Raw genomic sequence first — 22,286 nt, 5'->3', positions numbered from 1 at the left:
TTTTTCACGATAAAAGACATTAACTCTTAACAGGCGCGTGTCAATCCGCGCATCCCAGGATCACCCAGGAAACCGCCCGTGAACGTCTCGAATACCATTCTTCTGTCCCCCGCCGACAATGTCGCCGTTGCCAATGGGCGCATCGAGATCGGCACCGCGCTGCCGGGCGGTGCGCTCGCCGTCACCGTCATCGAGCCCGGCCACAAGGTGGCGATCAAGCCGATTGCCGCGGGTGAAGCCGTGGTCAAATACGCTCAGGCCATCGGTCGCGCCACGCAGGACATCGCGCCCGGCGAGCATGTCCATTCGCACAATCTGGTCTTCGAGGCCGGCCGCCTCCCCGTGGTGCCGCCAAGCGAGGCCGAGCATGCGACGGAAGCGGACCGCGCCCGGACATTCATGGGCTATCGCCGCGCCGACGGCCGCGCCGGCACGCGCAACTTCATCGGCATCATCGCCAGCGTCAATTGCTCGGCCACCGTCTGCCATTCGATCGCCGACACCGCCAACCGGACCCTTTTGCCGAAATATCCCGGGATCGATGGCTTCGTGCCCATCGTCCATGGCCAGGGCTGCGGCATGAGCGGCACCGGCGACGGCATGATGGTGCTGCACCGCACGCTGGCCGGCTATGCCCGCCACCCGAATTTCGGCGGCGTGCTGATGGTCGGGCTCGGCTGCGAGGTCAACCAGCTCACGCTTTACGGCCAGAAGGGTGCCGCCGCCGGCAAGCGCCACTTCAACATCCAGGATGCCGGCGGGTCGCGCAAATCGGTCGAAAAGGCGATGGGCGTGCTGGCCGAGATCGCCGAGGAAGTCGGTCAGTTGAAGCGCGAGCCGATCCCCGTCAGCGAGATCGTCGTCGGCCTGCAATGCGGCGGCTCCGATGGCATGTCGGGTATCACCGCCAATCCGGCGCTGGGTGCGGCCGTCGACATCCTCGCTGGCGTCGGCGGCATCGGCATCCTCTCCGAGACGACGGAAATCTATGGCGCCGAGCACCTGCTCGCCTATCGCGCCGCAAGCCCCGAGGTCGCCAAGAAGCTCGATGGCTACGTGAAATGGTGGGAGGATCACGTCGCCAAGCATGGCGCCTCGATCGACAACAATCCGTCGCCTGGCAACAAGCGCGGCGGCCTAACCACCATCCTGGAAAAGTCGCTGGGCGCGGTCGCCAAGGGCGGCCAGACGCCGCTCAACGGCGTCTTCGGCTACGCCGAGAAGGTCACCGGCAATGGGCTGGTGTTCATGGATACGCCCGGCTACGACCCGGTCTCTGCCACCGGTCAGGTCGCGGGCGGCGCCAATGTCATCGTCTTCACCACTGGCCGCGGCTCCTGCTTCGGCTGCCGGCCGACACCCTCGATCAAGGTCGCCACCAACTCGACGATGTATCACCAGATGGAAGAGGACATGGATGTCAATTGCGGCGTCATCGCCTCCGGCGAAAAGACCATCGCCGGCATGGGCCGCGAGATCTTCGAACTAATCGTCGAGACGGCTTCGGGCCGCAAGACCAAGAGCGAGGATTTTGGCTACGGGGACAACGAATTCGTGCCCTGGCATCTCGGCGCGACGCTCTGATTTCGATTGATGTCTGATAGACTGCCCGGCCGGACAGGTGGCCGGGATAGGGAGGTTGCGCATGGAAAAACGCCGCATCGGCCAGACCGCGTTGGAGGTCACCGAAGTCAGTTTCGGAGGCGCCGCGATCGGCGGCCTCTACCGGGCGTGTTCGCGCGAAGCGGCAATGGAAACGCTGCAGGGTGCCTGGGAGGCGGGCCTGCGCTATTTCGACACCGCGCCCTTCTACGGTTTCGGCCTGTCGGAACGGCGCTTCGGCGATTTCCTGCGCTACAAGCCACGTGATTCCTATGTGTTGTCGACCAAGGTCGGCCGCCTGCTTCACCCGGTGCCCGAAGATCAGGTGCCAGACCACTCCTATGTCGATCCGCTGCCCTTCGCGCTGGACTACGACTATTCCTATGACGGCATCATGCGCTCGGTCGAGTTCAGCTATGCGCGCCTTGGGCTAAACAGGATAGACATCCTGTTTGTCCACGATATCGGCGTTTACACGCACGGTGTCGAGAAAACCAAATTGCACTTTCGCCAGTTGATGGACGGCGGCCTCAAGGCGCTCGAGGAGCTGAAGCGGGCCGGCACGATTTCCGCCTACGGGCTCGGCGTCAATGAAGTCCAGATCTGCCTCGACGTGATGCGCCGCGCGCCGCTCGACTGCATCCTGCTCGCCAGCCGCTATTCCTTGCTCGACCGCAGCGCGGAAGCCGAATTGCTGCCGCTGTGCCGGGCGCAACGGACCTCGCTTGTCATTGGCGGGGTTTTCAACTCAGGCATATTGGCGACCGGGCCGGTGCAAGGGGCGCATTTCGACTACCAGCCCGCCAGCCGCGATGTTCTCGACCGTGTCGACGCCATGGAGAAGATCGCCGCTGAAGGTGGCTACCCGCTGCCCGCCGCCGCGTTTCAGTTTCCTTTGCACGAACCCGCGGTCGCCACTGTGCTGACCGGTACCGCAAAATTGGCAAACCTGACGCGCAACCTCGACCTGCTCGATATCGACGTGCCGGAGACGGACTATGCCAGGTATCGTCCCTACACGGTGGTGCAGGAACTGCATTGAAGCGCATCGTCGCGATGTGCACGGGCGCGCGACCCGCCTTCGCGATGTCGCGATCCAAAGAAGAATGAACATTCCATATTGACTGAGATATGGAATTAATATTCCATAGCTTTACAGAACGGAAACGGGAGCGCCTGACCGCGACAAGGGAGAAGCCGCCGCTAGGGGAGTCATTGTCTGGAAGAACTGGCTGAAACACCGCTTGCATCGGCTGGATCGATGCACTATCAAAACGGTGCAACTGTTTTTTATTGATAAAGTTCTGTTTGGGCCACGCCTATCCGGACGGAGCTTCCGTTAACGTTCACCGGGCGACTTAGGGAGGATCCTATGAAATTCGTGACCAGCATTCTCAACCGCCGCGCCGTCATGGCCCTGGCGGCAGCATCGATGCTCACCGGCGTCATGCATACCGCACCGGTTTCGGCGGCGGATGTGACCATCCCGATCATCGTCAAGGACACCACGTCCTTCTACTGGCAGATCGTTCTGGCCGGCGCCCGCAAGGCCGGCAAGGATCTCGGCATCAACGTGCCGGAACTCGGCGCCCAAGCCGAGACCGACGTCAATGGCCAGGTCTCGATCCTCGAGAACGCCGTCGCCAGCAACCCGGCCGCGATCGTGATCGCGCCCACCGAGTTCAAGGCGTTGGGCAAGCCGATCGATGAAGCAGCCGCCAAGGTCAAGGTCATCGGCATCGACTCCGGCGCCGACTCCAAGGCCTTCACCTCGTTCCTGACCACCGACAACGTGCAGGGCGGACGCGTCGCCGCGGACGGCCTTGCCGCCGCCATCGGCGCCGCCAATGGCGGCAAAATCGAGGGCGACGTCGCCCTGATCACCAACGCTCCCGGCGCCGGCTCGCTCGAACAGCGCAAGCAGGGCTTCACCGAGCAGCTCAAGGCAAAATATCCCGGCCTGAAGCTGGTCGCCGACAAATACGCCGACGGCCAGGCCACCACCGGCCTCAACATCGCCACCGACCTGATCACCGCCAATCCGAACCTCAAGGGCATCTTCGCCTCCAACCTGATCATGGCGCAGGGCGTCGGCCAGGCCGTCGCCGAGAACAACCTTGGCGGCAAGCTGGCGCTGGTCGGCTTCGACAGCGACGAGAAGCTGATCAAGTTCCTCAACGACGGCGTCATTTCCGCCCTCGTCGTCCAGGATCCCTACCGGATGGGCTATGACGGCATCAAGACCGCGCTCGCCGCCTCGAAGGGCGAAAAGGTCGAGGCCAATGTCGACACCGGCGCCAATCTGGTGACCAAGGCCAATATGAAGGACCCCAAGATCGACGCGCTGCTCAATCCCAAGCTCTAAGCAGCCGGCGTTCAAAACCGCTTCCGGGGCCAGAGGCCCCGGAAGCATCCGCCGCCAAAGCGGCTTGGCGATCAGCCCGTTTGGCCTTCGCCTGAAAGACGACCGCAGCCTCGCCGAATGCCAACCGCGAGGCCAATCTGGGAGGATTGTCATGACGCCGACGGCGCAGGAACTGCATCCGGCCCCCGTGCTGGAACCCGGCAGGACCATCCTCGAACTGCGCGGGCTGGAAAAACGCTACCCCGGCACCCATGCGCTGAAGCCGGTCAATCTCGCCTTCAAGTCAGGCGAAATCCACGCCATCGTCGGCGAGAACGGCGCCGGCAAATCGACCCTCATCAAACTCCTGACCGGCGTCATGCCGCGCACCTCTGGCGAGGTCCTCTGGGAAGGCCAGCCGGCAGCCCTGGCGACGCCGCATGAAGCGATGGCGCTCGGCATCAATGCCGTGCACCAGGAAGTCGTGCTGTGCCGTCACCTGACGGTCGCCGCCAACATGTTCCTTGGCGAGGAAAATTCCCGTTTCGGCATCCTGCAGCAGCGCGCCATGGTCAGGGAAGCGCAGATGATCATCGACGATCTCGGCTTCGACCTGCCGGCGCATGTCGTGCTGGGTGATCTCACCATCGGCCAGCAACAGCTGATCGCCGCTGCCCGCGCCACGGTGCGCGGCACCAAATTCCTGATCTTCGACGAACCCACGGCCTACCTCACCCGCAAGGAGGCCGACCAGCTTTTCACGCTGATCCGGCGCCTGAAGGGTGAAGGCGTGACGATCATCTACATCAGCCATCGCATGGAGGAGGTCTTCGAACTCGCCGACCGGGTTTCCGTGCTGCGCGACGGCACGCTGGTCGGCACACGCAATATCGCCGAGACCAATGATGCCGAGCTGGTCAAGATGATGATCAACCGCTCTATCGAACAGGTCTACCACAAGGAGCATTTCACGCCGGGCGCTCCGATCGTCGAAACAAGGAACCTGTCGGGCAAAGGCTTCGAGAACATCTCGATGACGGTGCGTGCCGGTGAGATCGTCGGCCTCTACGGACTGATCGGCGCCGGCCGCAGCGAGTTCGTCACCTCGCTCTATGGACGTCACAAGAAGTCGGCCGGCCAGATCCTGTGGGAAGGCAAGGACGTCCAGATCAACTCCGAGCACGACGCGATCAAGCTCGGCATGGCACTGGCGCCGGAAAGCCGCCGCGACCAAGGCCTTTGCCTCAATTTGCCGGTCGGCCTCAACCTCAATTTGCCGATCTACAAGCGCATCTCCAGCAATCTGTTGATCTCGAATGCGAAAGAGAAGGCCGAGGCCGACCGTCAGATCGCCGGCCTGAGGATCAAGACGCCGACGCGCGGGGCGCTGGCGTCGAGCCTTTCGGGCGGCAACCAGCAGAAGATGGTCATCGGCAAATGGCTGGCGCACGGCGCCAAGCTGTTCATCTTCGACGAACCGACGGTCGGCGTCGATGTCGGCACCAAGGCGGAGATCTATCGCCTGTTCGGCGAGCTGTTGTCGAAGGGCGCCGGCATCATCCTGATCTCGTCCTATTTGCCGGAGGTCTACGAACTGGCCGACACGCTGCACGTGTTCCGGCGCGGCAAGCTGGTGGCCACGCACGGGTTCCACACCGCCAGTCACGAGGACATTCTCACGCAGGCGCTCGCCGAGAAACAAGAAAAACTGGGAGGACAGACATGAGCATCGAGGCGATCCCCGCCGAAAAACCGAAGCGTAACTACAACGTCCTGTTCGGGCTGACGCTGCTGGCGCTGCTGGTGCTGCTCTGGATCGTCCTGTCCCTGGCGACGCCAAGCTTCGCCTCGGGCAACAACATCGCCAATCTTCTGCGGCAGGGCTCGATGATCGCCATCATGGCGGTCGGCCAGACCTTCGTCATCATCACCGGCGGCATCGATCTGTCGGTCGGCGCGGTGGTCGGCTTCGCCACCGTCGTAGTCGCCATGCTGATCAATGCCGGCGTTCCGATCGCGGTCGCCATCCTGATCACCTTGCTCGTCGGTGTCGCCATCGGCCTTTTCCATGGCTTCGGCATCGTCAAGATGGGCTTGCCGCCCTTCATCATCACGCTGGCGACGCTGACCTCGCTGCGCGGCATCGGCCTTTTGATGACCAACGGCAACTCGATCAACATCAACAGCGACAGCTTTACCGCCTTCTCGCGCAATTCTTTTATCGGCATCCCCAATTTGTTCTGGATGGTGATCCTGGTGGGTGTGCCCGCCTATGTCTTCCTGCATCACAGCCGTTGGGGCCGCTACCTCTTTTCGGTCGGCTCCAACGCCGAGGCCTCGCGCCTGTCCGGCGTCAATGTCCAGCGCACCATCTACATGGCTTACACGCTGTCCGGCCTGTGCGCGGCCTTCGTCGGCGTGCTGCTCGCCGCCCGCATCGGCATCGGCAACCCGACCCAGGCCGAGGGCTGGGAACTGCAGGCGATCGCCTCTTCGGTCATCGGCGGCACCTCGCTGTTCGGCGCGGTCGGCTCGGTGCACGGGCCGCTGCTTGGCGCCTTCATCCTGGCCACCATCAACAACGGCGCCAACCTGCTCAACGTCAACTCGTTCTGGCAGCGCATCATCACCGGCGCGCTGATCATCATCATCGTCTACTTCGACGGACTGCGCCGCCGCGGCGAATGACGCATTCCAATCGATCGCCGGCCTGGCGCGGGCCGGCGATTTCTTGAACAGACTGGATCAAAGCATGAAAGCCGTCGTCTGCCGCTCGCCCGGCGACCTTGCTGTCGAAGACCACCCGGCTCCCGGCGCCCCGCCTCCCGGCTGGGCCCTGGTGGCGGTCAGTCATGTCGGCATCTGCGGCACCGACTACCATATCTTCGAGGGTAAGCACCCTTTCCTCGCCTATCCCCGCATCATGGGCCATGAAGTCTCCGGCACAGTGACCGAGCGGGGCGAAGGCGTCGACCTCCCCCTTGGCGAACCGGTGATCATCAACCCCTACCTTTCCTGCGGCAAATGCATCGCCTGCCGGCACGGCAAGCCCAATTGCTGTGTCAGGATCGAAGTGCTCGGCGTGCACCGCGACGGCGCCATGTGCGAACAGATCCTGGTGCCGGCTGAGAATCTCTATCCCACCAACGGCCTGTCGCTCGCCGACGCCGCCGCCGTCGAATTCCTGGCCATCGGGGCGCATGCCGTCCGGCGCGCCCGGGCCGAGCCTGGCGCCCGCACCCTGGTCATCGGCGCCGGCCCGATCGGGCTCGGCACCGCCATCTTCGCCCGCATTGCCGGGTTGGATGTGACACTTCTCGATATGAGCACCGAAAGACTGGTCTTCGCGGCGAGTGAACTCGGCTTTTCGATTCTCGACGGCTCGCAAGGACCCGTGTCCGATCTGGTGCGTGATGCGACCGACGGCGAAGGCTTCGACGTGGTCTTCGACGCCACCGGCAACACGCGATCGGTTCAATCTGCCTTTGCCCACGTCGCGCATGGCGGAGCGCTGGTGCTGGTCAGCGTCGTCAAGGACGATATTGTTTTTTCCGATCCCGAGTTCCACAAGCGAGAAATGACATTGATCGGCAGCCGCAATGCGTTGCGCGCCGACTTCGACCATGTCGCGGCCTCGATCCGCAATGGTGCCGTGCCGTTGGCCAAGCTTGTCACCCACCGCACCACGCTGGCCGATACGCCAGGAGATCTCGCACGCTGGGCGCATGAAAAGTCGGGCCTGATCAAGGCCGTGATCGAGATCGGATAGCCCTACAGCGCCGACAGCTTCAACTCCACCCGCTCGGCCGGAAAACGCGACTCCGAAAACTGGATTGGCTGGCCGTCAGGTGTGACGTTGACCGCAACCGTGACCAGCACGATGGCGCCCGGCTGCAGATCGAGATCGGCGAGATCGGCGGCGTCGGCATGGCGCGCCGAGAGCACGGTCGATTGCCTGAGATAATCGTCGATACCGAAACGTGCGAGCGAGGCGGTGATAGAACCGGTTTGCGCCATCGCCTTGTCGATGCCGGCAAAGCGCCGGGCATCGAACCATCCAGCGGCGCGCGACACTGGCCGTCCGTCAGCCTCGCCGCGTGTCTCCAACCGGATCACCTCGGCACCCCTGGCAAGGCCAAGGCCTTCGGCCACGCGCTGGCTGGCGGGCTCGACCGACGAAGCGAGCAGCACGATGTGCCGTTCCGACGTCTGCCCCTGCAGGCCAGTCGAAAAGCGTGTCCGCGCGCCAATCGGATAGGACAGCCGCTTGCGTGACAGGACGAAGGTGCCGCGTCCCTGCTCGGCCCGCAGCACGCCCTCCTGCACGAGGGCCGATATGGCGCTGCGTACGGTGTGACGGTTGACGCCGTAGCGCTCGGCCAGCGCGACTTCGGGCGGCAGCGCGGCGTTTTCGGCGAAATCGCCGGCGGCGATGGATTGCAGGATCCTGTCGGCGATCTGGCGCCACAGTGAGACGCCGCTGCGCCGCTCGATGCTGTCGGCCACATCATGCCCGATCATGTTTTGCCCCCCGGCCTGTCACGCACCCGTCATGGACTCGCGTTAGGTAATATGTATAATTTGTATAGTTGTCTATATCAATAGACAAATTTAGCTGAGAGGAAGTTGGCGATGCGAGGACAGGAAGGCCGCGACCAGGCCGAGCGCAAGGCCGCCATGGCGACGCTGGCGCAATCGAGCGGCGACGACATCGTCCGGCTCTGGAACGAGTCTGGCCTGCCTTCGCAAGCCGAACTTCTGCGCGGTCCCGAGACGGGCCTTGTCACGCTGCGTGGCCGCATCGGCGGCGGCGGCGCGCCCTTCAATGTCGGCGAGGCGACCGTCACGCGTGCCACTGTCCGGCTGTCATCCGGGCAGGTCGGCCATTGTTACGCGCTTGGCCGCGACAAGCAGAAGGCGAAGCTGGGAGCAATAGCCGACGCGCTCTGGCAGGACCCTGCCCGCCGCACCGAGGTCGAGACCAGGCTGATCGCGCCTTTGCGGTCGGCGCTTGCCGCTGCCCAGGAAAAACGCCGCGCCGAGACGGCGGCAACTAAGGTGGATTTCTTCACCATGGTTCGCGGAGAAGATTGATGGATATCGCTGCGCAATCGATCGAGGGCGGTTTCGCCGATCCGGTCTTCAACGCTCAGACCGTGTTTCGGGCCGTCATGGATGCCATGGCGCGGCCGGGCAGTGTCCACCCCTTGCCACCCCTGGCCCGCCCACCGGCTCCGCTCTCGGCGACGTCGGGCGCCGTAGCACTGGCGCTATGCGACAACGACACGCCGCTCTGGCTCGACCCTCCCCTGCATGCCTCCGCCGCGATCGGGTCCTGGCTTGGTTTCCACACAGGCGCGCCGCTGGCCAACACGCCGGCCGACGCGCATTTAGCGTTTGTTGCCACGCCGGCCGAGATGATGGCGCTCGACGGTTTTTCGCAGGGCACGCAGGATTATCCCGACCGATCGACGACGCTGATCCTGCAGGTCGGCGACCTCGTTTCAGGCACTCCGTTACTGCTGGAAGGCCCGGGCATCGAAACCAGCGCCACGATCGCGCCGGCACAGATGCCGCGCCATTTCGTCGAGCAGTGGAAGCAGAATATCAGGCGCTTTCCGCGCGGCGTCGACATCATCCTCGCCACATCGGACCGCATAGCCTGCCTGCCGCGCACGACGCGTATCAAGACGATGGAGGCGTAAGATGTATGTCGCGGTAAAAGGTGGCGAAGCCGCCATTGCCAACGCCCACAGCCTGCTTGCCGACCGCCGGCGCGGCGACCGCTCGGTGCCCGCACTTCGCCTCGACCAGATCGTGGAACAGCTGGCGCTCGGCGTCGACCGGGTGATGAGCGAAGGCTCGCTCTATGACAGGGAACTGGCCGCGCTAGCCATCGTTCAGGCGCGCGGCGACATGATCGAGGCGATCTTCCTGGTGCGCGCCTACCGCACCACGCTGCCGCGCTTCGGCTATTCCAGACCGATCGACACCAGCACCATGCTGGTCGAGCGGCGTGTGTCGGCGACCTACAAGGATCTGCCCGGTGGCCAGTTGCTCGGCCCGACCTTCGACTACACCCACCGCCTGCTCGACCCCGAGCTCGCCGCCGGTGTCGATGTCGCCGAGCCCTTGCAGCGCGAGACGGAAGCGCAGGCAATGCCGCGCGTCTCGGCGATCCTCGCCCGTGAAGGCCTGATCGAGCCCGATGGCCAGATGCCGCAGGACCATGTGCCCGGCGACATCACCCGCGAGCCGCTGGAATTCCCGATGGCGCGCGACATCCGCCTGCAGGCACTGTCGCGCGGCGACGAGGGTTTTCTGCTGGCGCTCGGCTATTCCACCCAGCGCGGCTATGCCCGCAACCATCCCTTCGTCGGCGAAATCCGCATCGGCGAGGTCGAACTGGAACTCGACGTTCCCGAACTGCCCTTCGCCGTGCCGCTCGGCACGGTGCGCGTCACCGAATGCCAGATGGTCAACCAGTTCAAGGGCTCGGCCAAGGCGCCGCCGCAATTCACCCGCGGCTACGGCCTAGTCTTCGGCCAGAGCGAACGCAAGGCGATGGCCATGGCACTCTGCGACCGGGCCCTGCGCGCCGCGGAGCTCGGCGAGGATATCGTCGCCGCCGCCCAGGACGAGGAGTTCGTCATCTCGCACTCCGACAATGTCCAGGCCACCGGCTTCGTCGAGCACCTGAAGCTGCCGCACTACGTCGACTTCCAGGCCGAACTCGATCTCGTACGTCGCATGCGCGCCGAGTACGAAGCACGCGAAAATCCATCGAAGGCGGAAGAAAAAAAGGAGGCAGCGGAATGACTGCGCAACCGACAGACATCGCCACCTACAACTTCGCCTATCTCGACGAGCAGACTAAGCGGATGATACGCCGCGCGATCCTCAAGGGCATCGCCATTCCGGGCTACCAGGTGCCGTTCGCCTCGCGCGAAATGCCGATGCCCTATGGCTGGGGCACTGGCGGCGTGCAGGTCACCGCGTCGGTTATCGGCCCCGACGATGTGCTCAAGGTCATCGACCAGGGCGCCGACGACACCACCAATGCCGTGTCGATCCGCGCCTTCTTCAAGAAAGTCGCTAACGTCGCGGTCACCACCGATACCGCCACCGCCACCATCATCCAGACCCGTCACCGCATCCCCGAACATCCACTCACGGCGGGCCAGGTGCTGGTCTACCAGGTGCCGATCCCCGAACCGTTGCGCTTCCTCGAGCCGCGCGAGACCGAAACGCGGAAAATGCATGCGCTGGAAGAATACGGCCTCATGCATGTGAAGCTCTATGAGGACATCGCCAAGCACGGCCGCATCGCCACCACCTATGCCTATCCGGTCAAGGTCGAGGGCCGTTATGTGATGGACCCGTCGCCGACACCGAAATTCGACAATCCCAAGATGCACCGCTCGCCGGCCCTGCAGCTGTTCGGCGCCGGCCGCGAAAAGCGCATCTACGCTGTGCCGCCCTTCACCCAAGTGGTGAGCCTCGACTTCGAGGATCATCCGTTCGAGGTGCAGACTTTCGATCAGCCCTGCGCGCTATGCGCGGCCGAGAATGTCTATCTCGACGAGGTCATCCTAGACGACCATGGCGGCCACATGTTCGTCTGCTCCGACACCGATTATTGCGAGAAGCGGCGCGCCGACGGCCATCGCGGCCACCTTGCCCCCGAAACCGATCTTGCCGCAGGAAACATGGAGCCGGCGCAATGACCGACGAACCGCTGCTGCGCGTCTCGGCGCTCTCCAAGTTCTACGGCTCCCGGGTCGGCTGCGACAATGTCTCCTTCGACCTGTGGCCGGGCGAGGTTCTGGCTGTCGTCGGCGAGTCCGGCTCCGGCAAGACGACGCTGCTCAACTGCCTGTCGACGCGGCTGCTGCCTTCCTCCGGCACCGCCAGCTACCGCATGCGCGACGGCCAGTTCCGCGAACTCTACCGCATGAGCGAGGCCGAGCGCCGCTTCCTGATGCGCACCGACTGGGGCTTTGTCCATCAGAACCCGGCCGACGGCCTGCGCATGACGGTCTCGGCCGGCGCCAATGTCGGCGAACGGCTGATGGCGGTCGGCGACCGCCACTACGGCAAGATCCGCGCTACCGCGGTCGACTGGCTGTCGCGCGTCGAGATCGAGGAAGACCGCATCGACGACGAACCGCGCGCCTTTTCCGGCGGCATGCGTCAGCGGCTTCAGATCGCCCGCAATCTCGTCACCGGGCCAAGGCTGGTGTTCATGGATGAGCCTACAGGTGGCCTCGACGTCTCGGTGCAGGCCCGCCTGCTTGATCTCTTGCGCGGCCTGGTCACGGACCTCGGCCTTGCCGCGATCGTCGTCACCCACGACCTCGCCGTGGCGCGGCTGCTGTCGCAGCGCATGATGGTGATGAAGGACGGCCGCGTCGTCGAAAGCGGCCTCACCGACCGCGTCCTCGACGACCCGCGCGCGCCCTACACGCAATTGCTCGTTTCCTCGATTTTGCAGGTGTGATGATGGCGCCAGGCCACCACCCGCTGCCAAGCGAATTTTTCAACGTTGGCGATTGGCGAAACCGCCCGACACAGCCCCTTCTCCCCGTCACTATACGGGGAGAAGTGCCCGGCAGGGCGATGAGGGGCGGCGCTGACGTGGCGGGAACGTGCGTTGCGGACGCATCTGTCGTCCCGGCACCTTCGCCCTGCGCAAAGCAACTGCTCAGCCGGACCTCGGCGCTGCCCCTCATTGTCCTGCCGGACATTTCTCCCCGTATAGTGGCGGGGAGAAAGAGCCGTATCCTCCCGCCGACCGACGACAATCGGAGAACCTTCTGATGCCGACCCCACTCGTTGTTTCCGACGTTGCCAAAAGCTTCACCATGCATCTGCGCGACGGCATCAAACTCCCTGTCGTCGCGGGTGTCTCGTTCTCGATCAAGGCCGGCGAATGCACCGTGCTCGGTGGTCCGTCCGGCGCCGGCAAAAGCTCGATACTGAAGATGCTCTACGGCAACTACGCCGTCGACGAAGGCCAGATCATCGTCAGGCACGAGGACGGACTGATCGACCTCGCCCATGCCAGCCCGCGCACCGTGCTTGCCGTACGCCGGCAAACGATCGGCTATGTCAGCCAGTTCCTGCGCACCGTGCCGCGCGTCTCGGCTCTCGACGTCGTCGCTGAGCCACTGGTTGAACGCGGTGAGGAGCGCGAGGCAGCCCTAGCCAAGGCACGCGCGTTGCTGGCCCAGCTCAACCTGCCGGAAAAACTCTGGATGCTGCCACCGGCAACCTTCTCGGGCGGCGAGCAGCAGCGTGTCAACATCGCGCGAGGCTTCATCACCGAGCACCCCATCCTGCTGCTCGACGAGCCGACCGCATCGCTCGATGCGACGAACCGCGACGTGGTGATCGAACTCATCGCCGCCAAAAAGGCGGCGGGCGTCGCCCTGCTCGGCATCTTCCACGATCACGATGTGCGCGAGGCGGTGGCCGACCGCATCATCGACGTCACCGCCTTCGCTCCGGGAAAAATCGCCGCATGACCAGGAAGCTATCGGAGACGCCGCTGGTCCACCCGACGGCGGAGGTGCACAACTCGACACTCGGCCGCTGGACCGAGATCGCCGACCGCAGCCGGGTTTCGGAAAGCGAGATCGGGGACTATTCCTACATGATGCAGGACTGCGCGGTCTGGTGCGCGACGATCGGCAAATTTGCCAACATCGCCGCCAGCGTGCGCCTCAACGCCACCAACCACCCGACCTGGCGGCCGACGCTGCACCACTTCACCTACCGCGCCTCCGACTATTGGGACGACGCCGAGCATGAGAGCGAATTCTTCGCCGAGCGCCGCGCCAAGCGCGTCATCATCGGCCACGACACCTGGCTCGGCCACGGCTCGACCGTCCTGCCCGGCGTCACCGTCGGCGACGGCGCCGCCGTTGGCGCCGGCGCGGTCGTCTCGAAGGACGTCGCGCCCTACACGATCGTCGCCGGCGTACCGGCAAAACCGATCCGCGAGCGCTTCGACCGCCGCACCGCCGAGCGCTACCAGGCGCTTGCCTGGTGGGATTGGGATCACGCGAGGCTGCGCGCGGCACTGGACGATTTCCGAGAGTTGTCGGCGGAGGCGTTCCTGGAGAAATACGGTTGACGCCATTGATGTTTTTGCCAAAGTATTGTTTGGAAAACTCAGCGGCACAGGGCAGGAATGGGCTTTATCGTCTTAATACTTTTTTGTGTTGGAATGGCCCTGTTGGTACTGGGAAATTTGGCAGTGAAGCGTGAGATTAATCGCTGGGGCCAGTCTGACGTAGTCTCCTCAATCATTATGATAGTGGTAGGGCTGGGGTTATCGGCGACAGGATTAGTACCACTCTATATTTTATGGTTCCTCGCCAACCTTACCGGAAAGCCAGGCTAACAGCCTTCCTGTAAACCGGAGACCGTTTCCATCATATTTTGCGGGCTGGCGATGGTCACCGGGGTCGTGGAACGTCAGTTGGGCGCAGGCGATGGTCGGACGCCGTTTCCGCTGCCATGTTGATGATCTTGGGATTGCGTCTATCCTAAGCGCGCTGGTTCCTACTCATCTGTTCGGCACGATGCTCATACAGGGCACCGTTCACATCCCTGACATGTGACTCGGACAGGAGGCATCTCTCCCAAAGGAGATTTCCATGACCGTCAGACCCTCGCTTACCGGATTTTTCGAAGGTTCCAGTCCGACGCCGCCGGTGCATCTCGGCACCCGCTATGACACGTCAGGCAACTTCCTCTTCGAGCCCGGCAACACGGTGGTCAGCCATCTTGTCGAGGGCTCGCCGTCGGAGGCGGTGGTGTTGGCCGTCCGCGAGAAGATGCTGGCAATGCCTGATGCCGACCGCCTCGCCTTCACGCCCGTTTCCAGCCTGCACATGACCCTTTTCCAGGGCATAATCGAATATCGCCGTCGCCTGCCCTTCTGGCCGCGGGACGTGCCGCTCGACACCAGCATCGACGCCATGACCCGCCTCTATCTGGAGCGCCTGAAGGGGTTCCAGGGCTTCGGCCCTTTCAACATCAAGGTGGCCGAGGTCCTGCCGACCGGCCTCACCGTTGCCGGCGCGACCGACGAGGATGCGCGCATCATGCGTGCATGGCGCGATGCGCTCGCGGTGCCGTTCGGCTGCCGGCATCCCGATCACGACACCTACGTCTTCCACATCACCTTCGCCTATCAGATCCAGCGCTTTGATGATGATAGGGCCGCCGCGTGGCAGGCGCTGTTTGACGGTTGCCTGGCGCTTTTCGCGCGCCAGGCGCCGGTGATCGAGATCAAGGCTCCCGCCTTCTGCGCGTTCCGCGACATGAAGCATTTCGAGGAATTGCTGGTGCTCGGCTGATCGCCCGCAAGGCGCCAGTCGCCGCGCCTGTGGAGCGTAACAAAACTGACATCATCGCGACACGGCAGGTTCATGTGGCTGCGTTAGGCGAATGCCTGACGATCAATATGGACCGGACTGGAACCAGCCCATGTCAGCAAACTCTGCCACGCTCGAAATCCGCGGCGTCAGCCGACGATTTGGCAAGAACACCGCCGTCAGCGACGTCAACATCTCGATCCCGCAAGGGCAGATGGTCGGCGTCATCGGTCGTTCGGGCGCCGGCAAATCCACTCTTCTTCGCATGATCAACCGTCTTGTCGACCCCAGCCAGGGGTCGATTTTTTTTGACGGCGCCGAGGTCTCCCGGCTGCGCGGCTCGCCGCTGCGGCGCTGGCAGCGCGACTGCGCCATGATCTTCCAGCAGTTCAACCTGGTGCCGCGCCTCGACGTGCTGACCAACGTGCTGCTCGGCAAATTGAACCACCGTTCGACCCTGTCCAATCTTCTGGGCATGTTTTCGCGCGCCGAGTGCGCGGAGGCGGTCGCCGCGCTCGAGCGGCTCGACATCGCCCGCACCGCACTTCAGCCCGCCGGCACGCTGTCGGGCGGCCAGCAGCAGCGCGTCGCCATCGCCCGCGCCATGATGCAGCAGCCCAGGGTGATCCTCGCCGACGAGCCGATCGCCTCGCTCGACCCGCTTAACGCCAAGGTGGTGATGGATTCTCTGCAGGACATCAATCTGCGCGAAGGCATCACCGTTGTCACCAATCTGCATACGCTCGATACCGCCCGCACCTATTGCAACCGCATCATCGGCATGGCCGCCGGCAAGGTCGTCTTCGACGGGCCGCCCGAAGAGCTCGACCGCCAAGCCGTGCGTCTTGTCTATGGCGCCGACAGCAATGGCGGCGAGATATCGGAGGTCATCACCTCCACCAGTGTTGCCTTCAAGCAGAAGATCGCCGCATCCGCCGGACCGCTCGAACCCGCATTCCCGGGATACTGAGCCCAGTAAGGGCCAATAGCGAGCAGCCTGGATCGTCCGTCCGCGTCAAGGGCACTTGTCAAGATCAAGAACGCTGCCGGCGCGGGGCCGGAACTTACAGGAGAGATATCAATGTTCAGGAAGATGGTTTTCGGTGCCGTTTCGGTGCTCGCCATGGCCACCAGCATGGCCCATGCCGCCGACATGAAGGAATTTCGCGTCGGCATTCTCGGCGGTGAAAACGAAACCGACCGGCTGCGCAACTACCAGTGCCTGGCCGATCACCTGAAGGCAGAGTTTGGCTTCGAGAAGGTTTCGCTGTTCCCCGCCGCTGACTATGACGGCGTCATCCAGGGCCTGCTCGGCGGCACGCTCGACTTCGCCGAACTCGGCGCTTCCGGCTACGCCAGCGTCTATCTCAAGGATCCGAAGGCGGTTACCCCGATCCTCACCACCAAGCAGACCGACGGCTCCACCGGCTATTATTCGATCGGCCTGGCGCTGAAGACGTCGGGGATCACCGACATCAAGTCGGCCAAGGGCAAGAAGCTCGGCTATGCCGATCCGGATTCGACCTCCGGCTATCTGATCCCGCTGACCCAGATTCCGAAGACCACCGGCGCCTCGAACGAGACCTACTTCGCGTCGACCCAGTTCAATGGCGGCCACGAAAACAACGTTCTGGCCGTGCGTGACGGTAAGGTAGATGTCGCGGTCGACGATTCCTCGGGCATCGGCGACTTCAAGAACGGCTACACCTCCGGCACCTTCCACAAGGAAGTCGCCAAGGGCGCCGTCGACCCCAACGACTTCGTCGAAGTCTGGCGCTCGGGCCTGATCCCGAATGGCCCGCTGGTCGTTCGCACCGCGATCGGCGACGACATGACCGCCAAGCTGGCCGCCTTCTTCACTGACCTGCCCAAGAAGGACAAGGCTTGCTTCGAAGGCGTCGAAGGCGGCGATTTCACCGGCTACGTTCCGGTGAAGCCGGACTTCTACAGCGTCATCGTCGAAGCCCGTAAGGCAGCCATCGGCGGCTAACGGCGAAATTGCAAAAGGGCGGTACCTCATCAAGTACCGCCCTTTTTGCATCTCCGATCATGACCCTTTCCATGACAGCCCCCTCCGGCGCCACCCACCAGATGGCCGATGCCTGGCGACGCCAGACGTCGCTGCGCCGGTTCTATACCGTGCTGGGCGTCGGCCTGCTGCTCGCCGCCATGTTCGCCAGCATGTGGTTCGCCGACGAAGCCAATGCCGGGCACTTCTTCGACCGGCTGCCGCATATTCTGGATTTCCTGAGCTGGCTGGTCCCCAGGGACTGGAACGACGTCTGGCGGGCGCTGTTCGATATCGCCTCGCCGCATGACGCCGGCACTCAGGAATTCAACTTCCCGCTTGGCCGCGTCTACGTCTGGGGCGGTTTCTACATCCCCGAATATTTCGAGCTGATGCTGACCACCGTGAACGTGGCGCTGGTCTCGACCTTCATCGGCTTTGTCTTCGCGGTGCCCTTTTCCTTCATCGCGGCGCGCAACCTGACGCCTCATCCGGCACTGAGGCTAGTGGTCAAGCGCTTCATGGAATTGCTGCGTGCCTTTCCCGAAATCGTCATCGCCGGCCTGTTCGCTGCAATCGTCTCGACCGGTCCGATCGCCGCTATAATCGCCATCGGCCTGCATTCGATCGGCGCACTCGGCAAGCTGTTCTACGAGATCAACGAGAACATCGACATGCGTGCCGAGGAAGGCCTGACGGCGGTCGGCGCCAACTGGTTCGAACGGGTGCGCTTCGCCGACCTGCCTCAGGTGTTGCCCAATTTCGTCTCTTATACGCTGCTGCGCGTCGAGATCAACGTGCGGGCCTCGACCATCATCGGCGCCGTCGGCGGGGGTGGCATCGGCGAGGAACTGAAGCTCTCCATCTCGCGCGGCTTCGGCGCCAAGACGCTGGCGCTGGTGCTGCTGCTGTTCACAACCATCTTCATCATCGACCAGTTTTCCGCCTGGCTTCGTCGCAAGCTGGTCGGCGAACAAGCCTTTATGATGGGGGCGTAAATCATGGCGACCATGACCGCCGAGGAGATTCTGTCGATCGAGGCGCGCCACCCGCAGGTGTTCCGGCGCCCGGCATACAAGCGCTTTGGTCCGCTGCTCCTGTTCGTCGGGACTCTCCTGTATCTGATCTATGCCTTGTGGTTCTTCAGCCTGCCGCAGGTGCTGCGGGAATCGCACTGGGAGCGCCTGCCGCTCTTCCTGACACAATGGATCAGCTACGATCTGCAGCCGGAATTCCGTCTCGACCAGCCGGAGATCACGCCCAAATACCCGCGCTTTTCCGCGCTGGGCGACAACCCGAATCCCGACTGGGTGGTCAGGAATCCGGACGGCACCTTCACCGTGCTGATCGACGGGCCGGCAAAATCCGTCACCTTCGACAAGACGCAGGCGACGATCGTCGCCAACGGCCAGACCGTGCCTGTTTCGCTGACCAGCGGCAAGCCGGTGGTCACGGGTGCCGTACCGGACTGGATCACCGCCCATGACGACGAGGTGGTGGCCAAGATGGGCTTCGTCGGCGAGGTGCGCGTCACTGTCGACCGCGTCAAGGTGCGCAAGCGCTTCCTCGGCTGGGCGAACTTCATTTTCGACACGCGCTCGCCCTTCTTCGGCAAATCAGCGCGGGAAGTGATCTCGCTGATCGTCTCGGGACCAGAGCTGAAACCAGGTACCACCAACCTTGCTCTTGCCGGCGACAACGTCTGGAACAACGCCCAGTGGCAGCACGGCGATGTCTGGACGAAGCTCCTGCAGACCATTGTTATGGCCTTCCTCGGCACGCTGCTCGGCGGCATCGTCGCCTTCCCCCTTGCCTTCTTCGCGGCGCGCAACATCACGCCGAGTGGCATGCTCGGCCAAGTGCTCAAGCGCTTCTTCGACTTCATGCGCTCGGTCGACATGCTGATCTGGGCGCTGTTCTTCACCCGCGCCTTCGGCCCCGGCCCGCTGGCGGGAAGTGCAGCGATTTTCTTCACCGAGATCGGCACCCTCGGCAAAGTCTATTCGGAAGGCCTGGAGAACATCGACGACAAGCCGCGCGAAGGCGTGCTCTCGACCGGCGCCAACGGCATCCTGGTGCAGCGCTACGGCGTGATGCCCGAAGTGATCCCGGTCTTCATCAGCCAGACACTCTACCAGTGGGAATCCAACACCCGCGGCGCCACCATCATCGGCGCCGTCGGCGCCGGCGGCATCGGCCTGAAACTGTGGGAAGCGATGCGCACCAATTCCAACTGGGCCAACGTGTTCTACATGGTGCTGCTAATCCTCCTCGTCGTCTTCGTTTTCGACAACATATCCAACTTCCTGCGCCGCCGGCTGAGCCGGACCATCCACGACTACAACAGGATCCAGGCCAGGCAGGGTTAGTGTTGTGACGCAGAAGCGCAAGCATCGTCTCGCCCGGCGCCGAGGGGTCGACCCTCACTCCGTCGAGCTTCGCTCGACACCTCTCCCCCGATCGACGGGGTAGAGGAAAGGCACCAGACTGTCCGATCCGCGCTTGTCCCCGAAGGCCGAGGCTCTCTTCCTGTCCCGGCGCCACCAAGCCCCTTCCTCTCCCTCCGAAGGGGGGAGAGGTGGCTCGGCGAAGCCGAGACGGAGTGGAGGAACTACCTGGCAAGCGACGCGAACACAAATAGAAAATGGACCAGACGTAGGCGCCTAAGCCGCCTTCCTCCACCCGTCCCTGATATGCCTGTACCCATCGCGATAGACGGCTTCCGGCGTCTCGGAAAAATCCCGCCACACCTTGGTCGCCGCCGCCAGATCCTTCAGCGAGCGACCGAACGCTTCGATCGTCAGCCAGTCGTCATAGCCGCTCTTGCGAATGGCGGAAAAAGTTTCCTTCCACGGAATGTTGCCACGCCCCGGCACGCCGCGATCGTTCTCCGATATATGGATATGCACGACATTGCCCCGGTGCTTCGTGTAGGCGCCGATCGGGTCGGCTTCCTCGATATTGGCGTGGAACGTGTCGTACATTGCCCTGATGTGCGGCCGGTCAATGGCATCGATATGCTCCGACAGGTCGGCCATGGTGTTGAGGAGGTAGCATTCGAAGCGGTTCAGCGCCTCGAGCCCGACGGTGACGTTGCGCTTGCCGGCATGGTCGCCGATGGCACGCTGCGAGGCGATCGAGCGCTTCTTTTCGGCGGCGGTCGGTCCGGACCCGGAAAAGGCGCCGAGCGTCGAATGCAGCGGTCCACTCAGCGTGCGGGCGCCAAGCGCATCGGCGCAATCGATGGCCCATTTCATGTAGTCGACACCGGCCTTGCGTGTTGCAGCATCGGCCGAAATCAGGTTCATCGCCGGATCGCCCATGGCTGACACAGCGGTCCGCTCCAGCCCGATACGGTCGAGCAATTCGCCCAGTTTCCTGTAGTCGTCCGGCGTGCCGGCGAAGATCGGGATTTCGACACCGTCGAAGCCGGTTGCCTTGATGTCTCGAAGCAGCGGCTCGTGCTTCTTCGATACCGCCGTCGTCCACAAGAACATGCACATGCCGATCTTCATCGACGCCCTCCCCTTGTTGGCGACCGGCTGATTGCACCGCCGGTTTTCGCCACTCCCCCTCATCCGGCCGCTTCGCGGCCACCTTCTCCCCGAGAGGGAGAAGAGATAGCGCCAACGCCTCCTCTCCCCCTCGAGGAAAGGCCGGATTGCCCCGAATTGCCCTAGGCAACTCGGTTGGCTATCCGGGTGAGGGGACCTCGTTACTCGGCGCCTCTTAAAGCTTGGTCCAGGCCCCGTTCTTCTTCGACGACTTCACGCAGGCCTCGATGAAGGCCATGCCCTCGACGCCGTCCTGGATGGTCGGGAAGACGACATCCTTTGCCGGCTTTCCACCCTTCTTGCGTGCCGCGCGGATGGCCCGTGCGGCCTCCTGGTAGATGTTGGCGAAGCCTTCGAGGTAACCCTCGGGATGGCCCGACGGGACGCGGCTGACGCGGCCCGCCACCGGCAGCGCACCGGCGCCGTTGCGGGTGATCAGCTGTTTCGGCTGGCCGAAGGGCGTGTACCAGAGATAGTTGGGATCGGCCTGCACCCATTCCAGCCCGCCCTTCGAACCGTAGATGCGCAGCTTCAGGCCGTTCTCATGACCGGGCGCCACCTGGCTCGCCCAGATCATGCCCTTGGCCGGATGCGTTTTCCCCGTCGATTTGAAACGCAGCATGACGTTGACATTGTCGTCGAGCAGCCTGCCGGGCACGAAGGCGTCGAGATCGGCCGACAGGGAGTCGAGTTCGAGCCCGGAGACGAAGCGGGCGAGATTGTAGGCATGGGTGCCGATATCGCCGAGCGCGCCGCCGGCGCCCGCCTGCTTGGGGTCTGAACGCCAAGCAGCCTGCTTCTGGCCGGTGGCGGCGAGGTCCTCGGTCAGCCAGTCCTGCGGATATTCCGACTGCACGATGCGGATGTCGCCGAGCACACCCTTGGCGACCATTTCGCGCGCCTGCCGTACCATCGGATAGGCGGTGTAGTTGTGGGTGAGCACGAACACCTTGCCGGTCTTTTCGACGATCGCCGCAAGCTTTTTCGCCTCGGCCAGGGTCGTTGCCAGCGGCTTGTCGCAGATCACGTGGATGCCTGCTTCCAGGAAGGCCTTGGCCGCCGGCACATGCACGTTGTTGGGAGTGACGATGGCCACCGCCTCGATGCCATCCGAGCGCTTCGCCTCGGCCTTGGCCATTTCGGCGTAGGACGCATAGCTGCGCGAGGGATCGAGCCCCAGTTCGGCGGCCGAGGCTTTCGCACGCCCCGGATCGGCCGACAGGGCGCCGGCGACCAGCACGAAATCATTGTCCATGCGCGCCGCGATCCGGTGCACCGCGCCGATGAATGCGCCCTGCCCGCCGCCGACCATGCCGTAGCGGATCGGGCCGCCTCCCGTTTCCGACTTCGATGCACCAACCATGTCTTTCTCCCTCGTGTGAGATACCCCT

General features: G+C 63.6%; 21 protein-coding genes. 18 read left to right on the top strand and 3 right to left on the bottom strand.

Annotation, left to right across the window (positions count from 1 at the left end; genetic code table 11):
* The first annotated feature begins 78 nt into the window (after positions 1–78).
* The 6 genes from FJ954_RS13820 (at position 79) to FJ954_RS13795 (ending at position 7,715) form a co-directional block, all read left to right on the top strand.
* Positions 79–1,584 (top strand): altronate dehydratase family protein, encoded by a 1,506-nt coding sequence (locus tag FJ954_RS13820; protein WP_140618930.1) that lies wholly within the window; start codon positions 79–81, stop codon positions 1,582–1,584.
* Between the two features lie 61 nt (positions 1,585–1,645).
* Positions 1,646–2,644, top strand: a complete 999-nt coding sequence (locus tag FJ954_RS13815; protein WP_140661680.1) for an aldo/keto reductase — start codon at positions 1,646–1,648, stop codon at positions 2,642–2,644.
* A gap of 330 nt (positions 2,645–2,974) precedes the next feature.
* Positions 2,975–3,967, top strand: coding sequence for an ABC transporter substrate-binding protein (locus FJ954_RS13810; protein ID WP_015315663.1), 993 nt, complete (start codon positions 2,975–2,977; stop codon positions 3,965–3,967).
* A 151-nt stretch (positions 3,968–4,118) separates the two neighbouring features.
* Positions 4,119–5,672: a sugar ABC transporter ATP-binding protein gene (locus FJ954_RS13805; protein WP_140661679.1), complete on the top strand. Its 1,554-nt coding sequence runs from the start codon at positions 4,119–4,121 to the stop codon at positions 5,670–5,672.
* Complete coding sequence (locus FJ954_RS13800; RefSeq protein ID WP_140661678.1) at positions 5,669–6,634, top strand: ABC transporter permease; 966 nt, start codon at positions 5,669–5,671, stop codon at positions 6,632–6,634. The genes FJ954_RS13805 and FJ954_RS13800 overlap by 4 nt, the downstream gene beginning before the upstream one ends.
* A gap of 64 nt (positions 6,635–6,698) precedes the next feature.
* Positions 6,699–7,715: a zinc-binding alcohol dehydrogenase family protein gene (locus FJ954_RS13795; protein ID WP_140661677.1), complete on the top strand. Its 1,017-nt coding sequence runs from the start codon at positions 6,699–6,701 to the stop codon at positions 7,713–7,715.
* 2 nt (positions 7,716–7,717) lie between these two features.
* Here FJ954_RS13795 and phnF read toward each other — a convergent pair whose 3' ends face one another.
* Positions 7,718–8,467 (bottom strand): phosphonate metabolism transcriptional regulator PhnF, encoded by a 750-nt coding sequence (phnF, locus tag FJ954_RS13790; protein ID WP_140661676.1) that lies wholly within the window; start codon positions 8,465–8,467, stop codon positions 7,718–7,720.
* A 111-nt stretch (positions 8,468–8,578) separates the two neighbouring features.
* Here phnF and phnG point away from each other — a divergent pair, with 111 nt between their 5' ends.
* The 12 genes from phnG to phnE (FJ954_RS13730) all read left to right on the top strand — a co-directional run bounded on the left by phnG (position 8,579) and on the right by phnE (FJ954_RS13730) (position 19,710).
* A complete protein-coding gene (phnG, locus tag FJ954_RS13785; protein ID WP_140661675.1) occupies positions 8,579–9,040 on the top strand; it encodes a phosphonate C-P lyase system protein PhnG in 462 nt (153 codons plus the stop codon).
* Complete coding sequence (gene phnH, locus FJ954_RS13780; RefSeq protein WP_140661674.1) at positions 9,040–9,651, top strand: phosphonate C-P lyase system protein PhnH; 612 nt, start codon at positions 9,040–9,042, stop codon at positions 9,649–9,651. Before phnG ends, phnH begins: the two co-directional genes overlap by 1 nt.
* A 1-nt stretch (position 9,652) precedes the next feature.
* Positions 9,653–10,765, top strand: a complete 1,113-nt coding sequence (locus tag FJ954_RS13775; protein WP_140661673.1) for a carbon-phosphorus lyase complex subunit PhnI — start codon at positions 9,653–9,655, stop codon at positions 10,763–10,765.
* On the top strand, positions 10,762–11,673 hold the full coding sequence (locus FJ954_RS13770) for an alpha-D-ribose 1-methylphosphonate 5-phosphate C-P-lyase PhnJ (RefSeq protein WP_140661672.1): 912 nt from the start codon (positions 10,762–10,764) through the stop codon (positions 11,671–11,673). The genes FJ954_RS13775 and FJ954_RS13770 overlap by 4 nt, the downstream gene beginning before the upstream one ends.
* Positions 11,670–12,446: a phosphonate C-P lyase system protein PhnK gene (gene phnK / locus FJ954_RS13765; protein ID WP_015315654.1), complete on the top strand. Its 777-nt coding sequence runs from the start codon at positions 11,670–11,672 to the stop codon at positions 12,444–12,446. Before FJ954_RS13770 ends, phnK begins: the two co-directional genes overlap by 4 nt.
* A 319-nt stretch (positions 12,447–12,765) precedes the next feature.
* A complete protein-coding gene (gene phnL / locus FJ954_RS13760) occupies positions 12,766–13,473 on the top strand; it encodes a phosphonate C-P lyase system protein PhnL (RefSeq protein ID WP_140618942.1) in 708 nt (235 codons plus the stop codon).
* Positions 13,470–14,084 carry a DapH/DapD/GlmU-related protein gene (locus FJ954_RS13755; protein ID WP_140661671.1) on the top strand — a complete coding sequence of 205 codons (615 nt, stop codon included), beginning with the start codon at positions 13,470–13,472 and terminating at the stop codon, positions 14,082–14,084. Before phnL ends, FJ954_RS13755 begins: the two co-directional genes overlap by 4 nt.
* Before the next feature lie 520 nt (positions 14,085–14,604).
* Positions 14,605–15,315, top strand: a complete 711-nt coding sequence (locus FJ954_RS13750) for a DUF1868 domain-containing protein (RefSeq protein WP_140661670.1) — start codon at positions 14,605–14,607, stop codon at positions 15,313–15,315.
* 130 nt (positions 15,316–15,445) lie between these two features.
* On the top strand, positions 15,446–16,303 hold the full coding sequence (gene phnC, locus FJ954_RS13745) for a phosphonate ABC transporter ATP-binding protein (protein WP_015315650.1): 858 nt from the start codon (positions 15,446–15,448) through the stop codon (positions 16,301–16,303).
* A 111-nt stretch (positions 16,304–16,414) separates the two neighbouring features.
* Entirely contained in the window at positions 16,415–17,323 is a 909-nt protein-coding gene (gene phnD / locus FJ954_RS13740) for a phosphonate ABC transporter substrate-binding protein (protein WP_015315649.1), read from the top strand.
* Between the two features lie 59 nt (positions 17,324–17,382).
* Positions 17,383–18,339: a phosphonate ABC transporter, permease protein PhnE gene (gene phnE / locus FJ954_RS13735; protein WP_140661669.1), complete on the top strand. Its 957-nt coding sequence runs from the start codon at positions 17,383–17,385 to the stop codon at positions 18,337–18,339.
* A 3-nt stretch (positions 18,340–18,342) separates the two neighbouring features.
* Positions 18,343–19,710: a phosphonate ABC transporter, permease protein PhnE gene (gene phnE / locus FJ954_RS13730; RefSeq protein WP_140661668.1), complete on the top strand. Its 1,368-nt coding sequence runs from the start codon at positions 18,343–18,345 to the stop codon at positions 19,708–19,710.
* Between the two features lie 294 nt (positions 19,711–20,004).
* On the opposite strand, the gene FJ954_RS13725 is transcribed toward phnE (FJ954_RS13730), so the two are convergent.
* Together FJ954_RS13725 and FJ954_RS13720 are read right to left on the bottom strand one after the other, a co-directional pair.
* A complete protein-coding gene (locus FJ954_RS13725) occupies positions 20,005–20,856 on the bottom strand; it encodes a sugar phosphate isomerase/epimerase (RefSeq protein ID WP_140661667.1) in 852 nt (283 codons plus the stop codon).
* A gap of 214 nt (positions 20,857–21,070) precedes the next feature.
* Positions 21,071–22,258 carry a Gfo/Idh/MocA family oxidoreductase gene (locus tag FJ954_RS13720; RefSeq protein ID WP_140661666.1) on the bottom strand — a complete coding sequence of 396 codons (1,188 nt, stop codon included), beginning with the start codon at positions 22,256–22,258 and terminating at the stop codon, positions 21,071–21,073.
* Between the last annotated feature and the right edge of the window lie 28 nt (positions 22,259–22,286).

The organism is Mesorhizobium sp. B2-3-15, assembly GCF_006442875.1.
GTDB classification, from domain to species: Bacteria; Pseudomonadota; Alphaproteobacteria; order Rhizobiales; family Rhizobiaceae; genus Mesorhizobium; species Mesorhizobium australicum.
This window is presented reverse-complemented; position numbering and strand designations above follow the sequence as displayed.

Coding starts and splice junctions, on each gene's coding strand:
- phnL (WP_140618942.1), top strand. CDS start 12,766: ATGCCGACCCCACTCGTTGTTTCCGACGTTGCCAAAAGCTTCACCATG.
- phnE (WP_140661668.1), top strand. CDS start 18,343: ATGGCGACCATGACCGCCGAGGAGATTCTGTCGATCGAGGCGCGCCAC.
- FJ954_RS13800 (WP_140661678.1), top strand. CDS start 5,669: ATGAGCATCGAGGCGATCCCCGCCGAAAAACCGAAGCGTAACTACAAC.
- FJ954_RS13810 (WP_015315663.1), top strand. CDS start 2,975: ATGAAATTCGTGACCAGCATTCTCAACCGCCGCGCCGTCATGGCCCTG.
- phnE (WP_140661669.1), top strand. CDS start 17,383: ATGACCCTTTCCATGACAGCCCCCTCCGGCGCCACCCACCAGATGGCC.
- phnH (WP_140661674.1), top strand. CDS start 9,040: ATGGATATCGCTGCGCAATCGATCGAGGGCGGTTTCGCCGATCCGGTC.
- FJ954_RS13720 (WP_140661666.1), bottom strand. CDS start 22,258: ATGGTTGGTGCATCGAAGTCGGAAACGGGAGGCGGCCCGATCCGCTAC.
- FJ954_RS13770 (WP_140661672.1), top strand. CDS start 10,762: ATGACTGCGCAACCGACAGACATCGCCACCTACAACTTCGCCTATCTC.
- FJ954_RS13815 (WP_140661680.1), top strand. CDS start 1,646: ATGGAAAAACGCCGCATCGGCCAGACCGCGTTGGAGGTCACCGAAGTC.
- FJ954_RS13805 (WP_140661679.1), top strand. CDS start 4,119: ATGACGCCGACGGCGCAGGAACTGCATCCGGCCCCCGTGCTGGAACCC.
- phnK (WP_015315654.1), top strand. CDS start 11,670: ATGACCGACGAACCGCTGCTGCGCGTCTCGGCGCTCTCCAAGTTCTAC.
- phnG (WP_140661675.1), top strand. CDS start 8,579: ATGCGAGGACAGGAAGGCCGCGACCAGGCCGAGCGCAAGGCCGCCATG.
- phnC (WP_015315650.1), top strand. CDS start 15,446: ATGTCAGCAAACTCTGCCACGCTCGAAATCCGCGGCGTCAGCCGACGA.
- FJ954_RS13775 (WP_140661673.1), top strand. CDS start 9,653: ATGTATGTCGCGGTAAAAGGTGGCGAAGCCGCCATTGCCAACGCCCAC.
- FJ954_RS13795 (WP_140661677.1), top strand. CDS start 6,699: ATGAAAGCCGTCGTCTGCCGCTCGCCCGGCGACCTTGCTGTCGAAGAC.
- phnD (WP_015315649.1), top strand. CDS start 16,415: ATGTTCAGGAAGATGGTTTTCGGTGCCGTTTCGGTGCTCGCCATGGCC.
- phnF (WP_140661676.1), bottom strand. CDS start 8,467: ATGATCGGGCATGATGTGGCCGACAGCATCGAGCGGCGCAGCGGCGTC.
- FJ954_RS13755 (WP_140661671.1), top strand. CDS start 13,470: ATGACCAGGAAGCTATCGGAGACGCCGCTGGTCCACCCGACGGCGGAG.
- FJ954_RS13725 (WP_140661667.1), bottom strand. CDS start 20,856: ATGAAGATCGGCATGTGCATGTTCTTGTGGACGACGGCGGTATCGAAG.